5 protein-coding genes and 2 pseudogenes are annotated in these 7,238 nt (G+C 50.6%); 5 read left to right on the forward strand and 2 right to left on the reverse strand.

Features of this window, described 5'->3' with window-relative positions; translation table 11 throughout:
* Nucleotides 1-673, reverse strand: a pseudogene (locus BBW68_RS16130) (IS3 family transposase); the annotation flags it as partial.
* A gap of 14 nt (nucleotides 674-687) precedes the next feature.
* On the reverse strand, nucleotides 688-1,278 hold the full coding sequence (locus BBW68_RS18335; protein WP_070134573.1) for a helix-turn-helix transcriptional regulator: 591 nt from the start codon (nucleotides 1,276-1,278) through the stop codon (nucleotides 688-690).
* Between the two features lie 572 nt (nucleotides 1,279-1,850).
* On the opposite strand from BBW68_RS18335, the gene BBW68_RS06990 reads away from it, so the two are divergent.
* The 5 genes and pseudogenes from BBW68_RS06990 to BBW68_RS17725 form a co-directional block, all read left to right on the forward strand.
* On the forward strand, nucleotides 1,851-2,600 hold the full coding sequence (locus BBW68_RS06990; protein WP_070134574.1) for a fimbrial protein: 750 nt from the start codon (nucleotides 1,851-1,853) through the stop codon (nucleotides 2,598-2,600).
* 45 nt (nucleotides 2,601-2,645) lie between these two features.
* Nucleotides 2,646-3,152, forward strand: coding sequence for a CS1 type fimbrial major subunit (locus BBW68_RS06995; protein ID WP_070134575.1), 507 nt, complete (start codon nucleotides 2,646-2,648; stop codon nucleotides 3,150-3,152).
* Nucleotides 3,153-3,225: 73 nt separating this feature from the next.
* Entirely contained in the window at nucleotides 3,226-5,940 is a 2,715-nt protein-coding gene (locus BBW68_RS07000; RefSeq protein WP_070134576.1) for a TcfC E-set like domain-containing protein, read from the forward strand.
* Nucleotides 5,941-5,948: 8 nt separating this feature from the next.
* Nucleotides 5,949-7,103 (forward strand): CfaE/CblD family pilus tip adhesin, encoded by a 1,155-nt coding sequence (locus tag BBW68_RS16135; RefSeq protein ID WP_083264831.1) that lies wholly within the window; start codon nucleotides 5,949-5,951, stop codon nucleotides 7,101-7,103.
* Nucleotides 7,104-7,150: 47 nt separating this feature from the next.
* Nucleotides 7,151-7,238 (forward strand): annotated as a pseudogene (locus BBW68_RS17725) (IS1595 family transposase); the annotation flags it as partial.

Below are 7,238 nucleotides of genomic sequence, written 5' to 3' on the forward strand. Positions count from 1 at the left end.
CGGTATTTCCGGTTTACGCTCAAGCAGCAGCACATTCTGACGCATGATGCGGTATACACGTTTGGCATTGAGCACCGCCATGTCGTCAGTTTCTGATTGTCTGCGCAGCACTGCCCATACCCGACGATAACCATAGGTGGGCAGATCGCCGATAACGGCATGGATACGGGCCAGCACTTCAGAATCATCAGGCTTGCGCCGACCATCCTGCCAGTCCTTCGACCAACGGGCCATGGCATGCAGCTGCGCACGTGAGACCCGGAGGCAACGACTGACAAGGCTTATTCGCCATCCTCCGGCAACAAGGACACGTGCGCTATCCACTTTTTTTGTCGGCCATATTCAATAGCTTCTTTCAGCCGCTCGTTTTCCATGGTTTTCTTACCCAACAGGCGCTGCAGCTCTTTAATTTGCTTCATCGTAGATGCCAGCTCCGATGCGGGCACAACCTGTTCTCCTGCGGCAACGGCAGTGAGGCTGCCTTCCTGATACTGCTTACGCCACATGAACAGCTGACGGGCGACCAGCGACACGGTCATTCCGGGCTCAAAGCTCTGCTGAACAATAGAGATTTTTTTTCCTGAATGCTGCGCCGTCTGCGCTTCTCTGGACCTGAAACATCAATCATCCGGACTCCAACGACTAGTCTAGAAACTAGTATCAAGACTATCACTAACTTAAGTGATACTAACTGTCTGGAGATTTATGGGGCCAGTCTAAATACTGGCAGTACTCTTTCCTTAATGAAGAGGAGGAGTTAAGGATTTTTGGTGAAAGTAGATGTGACAGCTTTTTCACACTGAGCTTTCTGGCTGAGGCTGCACGATGGGTGAAGACAGTTTTTGAACTCAGCCCCATGGACATCGCCTGTTTCTCTGCGCTTATACCGTCTAAAGCGTACTGCAGGGAAACATATTCCATATCAGTAAGGTGAGGGGTGCCAACCTCTTGTTTTATACTGTAAAGCTTTCCCTGCCAGAGCAGGTCCCTAAGCACCCCGTAAAACTCTAGAGTATGGCATACCTCTATGATATCTCTGTTTTGTAGCTGGAGATATTTCGCGAGGGGAAAGAATCTGCTGTCAGAAACGATGAGGATCTTTGATTCAACCCAGCTCTTCATCCAGCTTGCAGAAACCACATCCCTTACCGACCAGGGAGCCATGCATACGATGATTAGCTCTTCCTTACTTTTCCTGAAATGAAACCCCGCATCGCATAATGCAGATATTCCGGCATTAAAATAATTATTCCTGCGTGGGAAAGTCCGTATTTCCATGAATCTTAAACCTCACTGGAAAGCTAAAAATTCGACCAAAATTGATTTGCCATAGGATTTAACCGAAAGCCTGCAACGATCATTTTTATGTCACTTGATAGTTTTTATCTATCATAAATAGATTTTCGATCGCCAAACCCGATCATAATAGTTGATCTTGGTTAGAAAATCCCATAAGATTCTCTCCGTACCACGCTTTTAGCTAACTGACCGGCATCTGCAATACTGATGTTAAACTTTTATATTCATACATTTAATCAGATTGGCAATCATCGGTACTGATGTCACTCTGGGGCTAAAGACGGTTCAGGCAGCAACGCAGGTTTGCTCGCGCCCGCAGTGGTATTGCAGACTAGGAAATATCTGAAAAAATAATATGTCGCGCATCCAACCTGACGTGACAGGCATAATATAATAATTAACTGAGCCTGATCGCAGACGTTAATATTGGAGTCTGGGTTGGTCTAAAAAAAGCCCGAAATAGATTCAGAATAACTCTCAGCCTGTCTTACAGGTAATAATGATGGGATGGCAAAGCTTTACCCATGGATAAATAATTAAAGGACTTATGGATGAGAACTTGGCCTTTCACCAGCATCGCCTCATATCTAATGGCAATCTGTAGCACTTCATTTCTTTGCCCTACCGCACAAGCAGCCATGTATGTATATCCGATGGAGACTACGGTCGGAGAAAGCGGTACGTCTCAGATAAGGGTAATATCCCAGAATGATGAAGTTGAGTTTATTAAAATAAAGTTAAAAAAAATTATAAACCCCGGAACTAGAAATGAGCGCGAGGTTGAGGTCAATATGTCCGACGCTAGTCAGATTATTGTTACGCCACAAAAAATAGCCCTTGCCGCTGGCGGAGAGCGGGTTGTACGGATTGTTTCAATGACCCCTCCCGAGAGGGAGACTACCTGCCGTGTTTATTTCGAAGGCGTGAGCGAAGCTGCCTTCAATTCTCATTCAGATAAAAAGAACCAGTCCAGAAAAACAGCTCAGGTTGGCGTTAATATTATATGGGGCGCACTGGTTCACGTGGCACCGCGCAAAGCCAAGGCGAGCCTGAAATATATCCCCTCAACGGGAAATATCATTAACGACGGCACTATTCGCATCCCGGTGACAGAAGTAGGCGTATGTAACCCCGGCAGAGAATGCATCTGGGAAAAAAAAGCGCTGACAGTTTACCCGGAAAGCGAAACATCCATCCCACAAATACGCTTCTCGGCTGGCAACACCTACAAAATAAAGTATTTTAACTGGACGAAGAACAGAACAGAAGAAACCGAACTGCCTGCATCGCAGGCTAATTAACCCCCTTTCAGCGAAAGGGAAATTTAAACCTAAAAGGAAGTCTCAATGAAAAGTAATTTCAAAGTCGCTCTCGCCGCGGCCGCGCTGGTCGCCACATTCAGCGCCAACGCCGCACAGCGTGATATCACCGTTACCGCCAGCATCGACCCCACCGTCGACGTGACGAAGGCCGACGGTTCCGCACTGCCTGCGGCCGTGGAGATGCAGTATCTCCCGGGCAAAGGTCTTCAGGCCTATCAAGAGCAGATTAAGTTTTGGTCTAACACTGAGAACAGGGACCTAAACGTAAGCTTAGTTTCCGAACCTTCGCTGACCGACGCCGCGGGAGCAAACGCTATCCCACTGAGCGTATCCGTCAACAGCAAGGCACTGACCACCACCGCCACCCCATTCGCCTATTCGACGACGTTCCCTGGCGGGGTAACTAACGGCTCCTCTGCAATGCCCCTAGTCATTGCCCAGAAAACGCCGGGCGTCATCACAGCGGCTGGCACCTACAGCGGCGTCGTCAGCTTGGTGGTTACTCAGGCCACTGCTCCAACTAAGGAATAGCCACTGAACAACTTACATTAACGGGGCCAGCGCCCCGTTTCTTCATGGATATCGTTAAGTCGGGAAGACCAGAATGCGTATCAGGCTGAAGCTTATTGCCATTGCTATTGCGGCGGCACTGCCCGCGGTCGTCGGCGTTCAGGCCGCGATCAGTGTGCCCGCGGGATTTGAAGAGCTCGCGCGCGGCCAGAATATGATGCTGGACGTATCACTCTACGGTGAAAGTCTCGGCGTCGTTCAGGCCAGAGTCGACCTTGAGGACGTGCAGTTCTTACAACCCGAAGCGCTTGCTGGCGCCGTGCTAAAGAAGTTTGCGGACGCTCCTGGGCTTGGGGCCCTCCTCAGCCGTTCGCTTAACTCTCCGCTCAAGCGCAACGGTAACCTTGCCTGCAGCACCAACGGCAGGGCACCGGGCTGCGACCATATTGAAACTGACAGCGTGGCTGCTATATACGACGAGAATAATGCCAAAGTTGCCCTGTTTCTCGGCCGTCAATACCGGCCATCAAAAAAGAATGAAGACGTCTACTACGATGCCAGCACAGAGAGCAAAAATGCGCTGGTGCACCAGCAGAACCTCAACTTTGTTGCCGACAGTGACTATCAGTCTGCCTCCGTGCAGGGTAATGGTTCGCTCGGGGTAACAGAGACCGGCTATCTGAACATTGACTGGAACTGGCAGGGGCAGCGTTCGCGCTCAGCCAACATGCAGAAGGCGGATGTCACCAACGCCTATTTTCGTCAGGACCTGCTGAAACGCGTATATCTACAAGGGGGACTAATGGACGCCCGGGATATCTTCAGCAACGCCGGCGGGAATATTAACCTCAGCCAGCTGCCCCTAGGCAAAATTAGCGGGGCACGCGTGGGGTCAACCCTGTCATGGGTCAACATGGATAAGGTCTCCCGGGGCACGCCCGTTAACGTTTTTCTCACCAGGGACTCCCGGGTAGATGCCTACCGTGACGGCCAGCTTCTTTCCTCTTTCTACCTGAAGGCCGGCGCACAGGAGCTTGATACACGAACCTTCCCGGCTGGCAGCTACACCATCTCACTGAGCATTTATGAAAACAACCAGCTGGTCAGAACCGAGACCGTACCCTATACCGGTACCGGCGGCACCCCTCTCAGCTCATTCCAGTGGTTTGTACAGGCCGGTAACGTCAGCGACGACAGCGGTACCGCGCGGCGCTCTGATGATGACAGCCGGCGTGTTGTGCAGGGTGGACTTCGCCTGCCGGTGACCGAAAACACATCCCTCACCGGTGGCGCAGCTCTTTTCAGCGCCGCCCGTTACTGGGAAGGGGTTGTCAACTGGGTTCACGGCTTCGATACAGGGCCCGTTGACGGCACGCTGACGACCCGTGCCAGCTACCTTTACGGCACCGACGGATCGCGCGGTAATATTCAGCAGTTCAACTACAACGACGGCTTTTCGCTGAGCTTCTACCGTTCCGCGATGGCCGCTCCCGACTGCAACAGCCAAGGGGAGCACCGTTACAGCTACAGCGGGTGCTATAAAAGTACGAACGTGATGCTGTCCGTGCCCTTTTCAAAATGGTATGGCACGCTGGGCTACGCGCTCAGCAATAACGAAGGCCGCTACGTCTACCGCCGCGACCTGCACGGGGATGACAGGAATAGTCAGACAGGGATACCCTGGGAGCAGGTGTATCAGACCCGTTCGCGCAGCCGCACCTGGCAGACGGGCATTACGCGATATTTCAACTGGAAAAGCCTCAACGCAAATGCAGGCGTCAACGCCTTTATGCGCAAAGACACCGGATATGACGGCACGGACAAGGGCATGTTCCTCATTTTTACCCTATCTCACGCGGGCAGCAGCACCGGTCAGTTAAGAAGCTCATCCTCTGCGGGAGCCAGCTGGCAGACCAGTCGGCGCGGCAGCGACCAGCTGAGCTATAACGCCGCCTACAGTCGTTATATAGACGTCAGCGGAGAGAGCGAGCTAGGAGCCTCCCTGTACGGCGTAAACACGGATACGATGACCTCCTCCGCGTATGGTCGTGCCGGCGGGCAATACGGCAACGGTGCGCTTACGGTCAGCGACGCCTTGAGTAAGTCAGACGGCACACACAGGCTGAGCAGCAGCGGTAGCTACAGCTCTTCGCTTGCGATTGACCGCAGCGGTCCGCTCTGGGGCCGGTGGGGAAACGGAACGCCGTCGTCAGCCGTAATGATTGGCGTGGAGCAGGACAATGAGCAAAAGGACTCCCGGGTCAGCGTTTCGCTGGACAGCGGTGGACGCAGCAACGTGCGCGGCAACAGCCGCGCACTGTTTACCGTGCCTGGCTACCGGCAGACCACGTTCAGCGTGACCGAGGCGGAGTCTTCACCGGACGGTATCAGCAGCGAACTCCGTAAGGGCGCCGGCTCGCGCACCGTCTTTTTAACTCCGGGCAAAGTATTTAGTCGGAGCGTTGAGGTGGATACCCGCTATACGTGGCTGGGCAGGATGACTGACGCACAGCGCCGACCGCTTGAGGGCGGCATCCCGCTGAACGTTATGTCTTGGACGCCACTCGGCGGCGGGGGATTCACACTGGAAACATCAAAACGACTGGAGACGCTGTACGTCATGAAGGACAGCGAATTCTGGCGGTGCGGCATGAAGGTAAGGGCAGTGCGCAACGTGGTGCGCTACGTGGGCACCACGACGTGCGAAAGCTCGGACGTGGCGAGCCTGCCAGTCGCGGAGCAAAAACAAGTCAGACTAATAACTGTGGGGGCGAGTGCTAATTCGAAACCTACTGCAATGAATAAATAAGAGTTTGTATGAAAATTAAATCAACCTTAAAATTATTTACAATGATATCATCCATAATATCTTTTTCATGCATGGCTGTTTATGAGTCGCCAGTATCCAGAACAACAACGTTAACTGCTGAGTTTGACAAGAGCTCATTACCCGATTCATTAACCATCTGGAATAATTTATCAGGGGGGCGGGACGATACTGATGGACAAAAGTGGGGGAGGAATACACTTGTGTGTCTTAGCACAACTGACACCACTAATGGTGCGTGTAATATAACACCTTATTGGTCAGGTAATAACCCACCGGCCGGCTCTCAGAATATCTCCTTACTCTTTACCAATAAAAAAACAAATCAAAGTGTCAATATAAATATTGTCGGGATGCACCAGATAGTGATACCGGCAGGGTGCCATTCACCATATTCGTTTAACTACCCAGCATCGGTGACATTTGGATGCGCAGGTTCAATTAGTGTCGAAAACAAATTTACATATAAAATACCGAGGGATTCGCTTTCAAGTCTATCGACACCTGGAATATGGCAAGCAAGATTGAAGCAAAATCTTATGCTATGGTCCAGCAACCCAAATACGATAACCGTCTGGACTGCAGATATTACGCTTAATGTCACCGATGTGAAAAATCAGAAAATATATTTTCCAGCCTTTCCTTCTTCTGCGCCATTGATAAACCTCAATCTATCAAACAGGCCGGGGACGCCAGATAATATTGTCGCTAGCGGAGTCTCTACGCTGGATATGTGCCTTTATGATGGAAAAAATTCGATGAGTTCACAGATTAATATGATATTCAGAGACGAAGGTTCTTTTGCGTCAAAAAGACCGGAAGGCCTTTTTTCTGTATATCTTGATGATGCTAACAAGAGTCAGACAACTAACAGAATTGATTATCAGCTTAGTGTAATAAATCCGACAAATGGGCAGGTGCAGGTAATTAATAATGGAGATGGTATTTTATGGGAAAATACAAATACAAGGCGCATTCAGAGGCTGGTGGTTATTCCTGGTATGCATGGCGCTTCATTATGTGTTCCTGCACCACTTACTATTACAGTGCCTCAGTTTCGTCTTGCCGATAAGTCAGCTGGAAGATATAGTGGAAAATTAACTGTAATATATACTCCATCGACACAAACAAACGTCAGTAATTAAATATGGGGCTATCCCAGATAGCCAAGAACATCTAGGATAGTTCCAGGAGAAATAGCAAATTCAGTCAGTACAAACAGGAACGGTTACTTGAACTGTTTATTGCAGGCTCTGCAGCCCGTATTGCCGCAGAGCTGG

The sequence above is a fragment of the Candidatus Erwinia dacicola genome (assembly GCF_001756855.1).
GTDB classification, from domain to species: Bacteria; Pseudomonadota; Gammaproteobacteria; order Enterobacterales; family Enterobacteriaceae; genus Erwinia; species Erwinia dacicola.

Coding starts and splice junctions, on each gene's coding strand:
- BBW68_RS07000 (WP_070134576.1), top strand. CDS start 3,226: ATGCGTATCAGGCTGAAGCTTATTGCCATTGCTATTGCGGCGGCACTG.
- BBW68_RS06995 (WP_070134575.1), top strand. CDS start 2,646: ATGAAAAGTAATTTCAAAGTCGCTCTCGCCGCGGCCGCGCTGGTCGCC.
- BBW68_RS06990 (WP_070134574.1), top strand. CDS start 1,851: ATGAGAACTTGGCCTTTCACCAGCATCGCCTCATATCTAATGGCAATC.
- BBW68_RS18335 (WP_070134573.1), bottom strand. CDS start 1,278: ATGGAAATACGGACTTTCCCACGCAGGAATAATTATTTTAATGCCGGA.
- BBW68_RS16135 (WP_083264831.1), top strand. CDS start 5,949: ATGAAAATTAAATCAACCTTAAAATTATTTACAATGATATCATCCATA.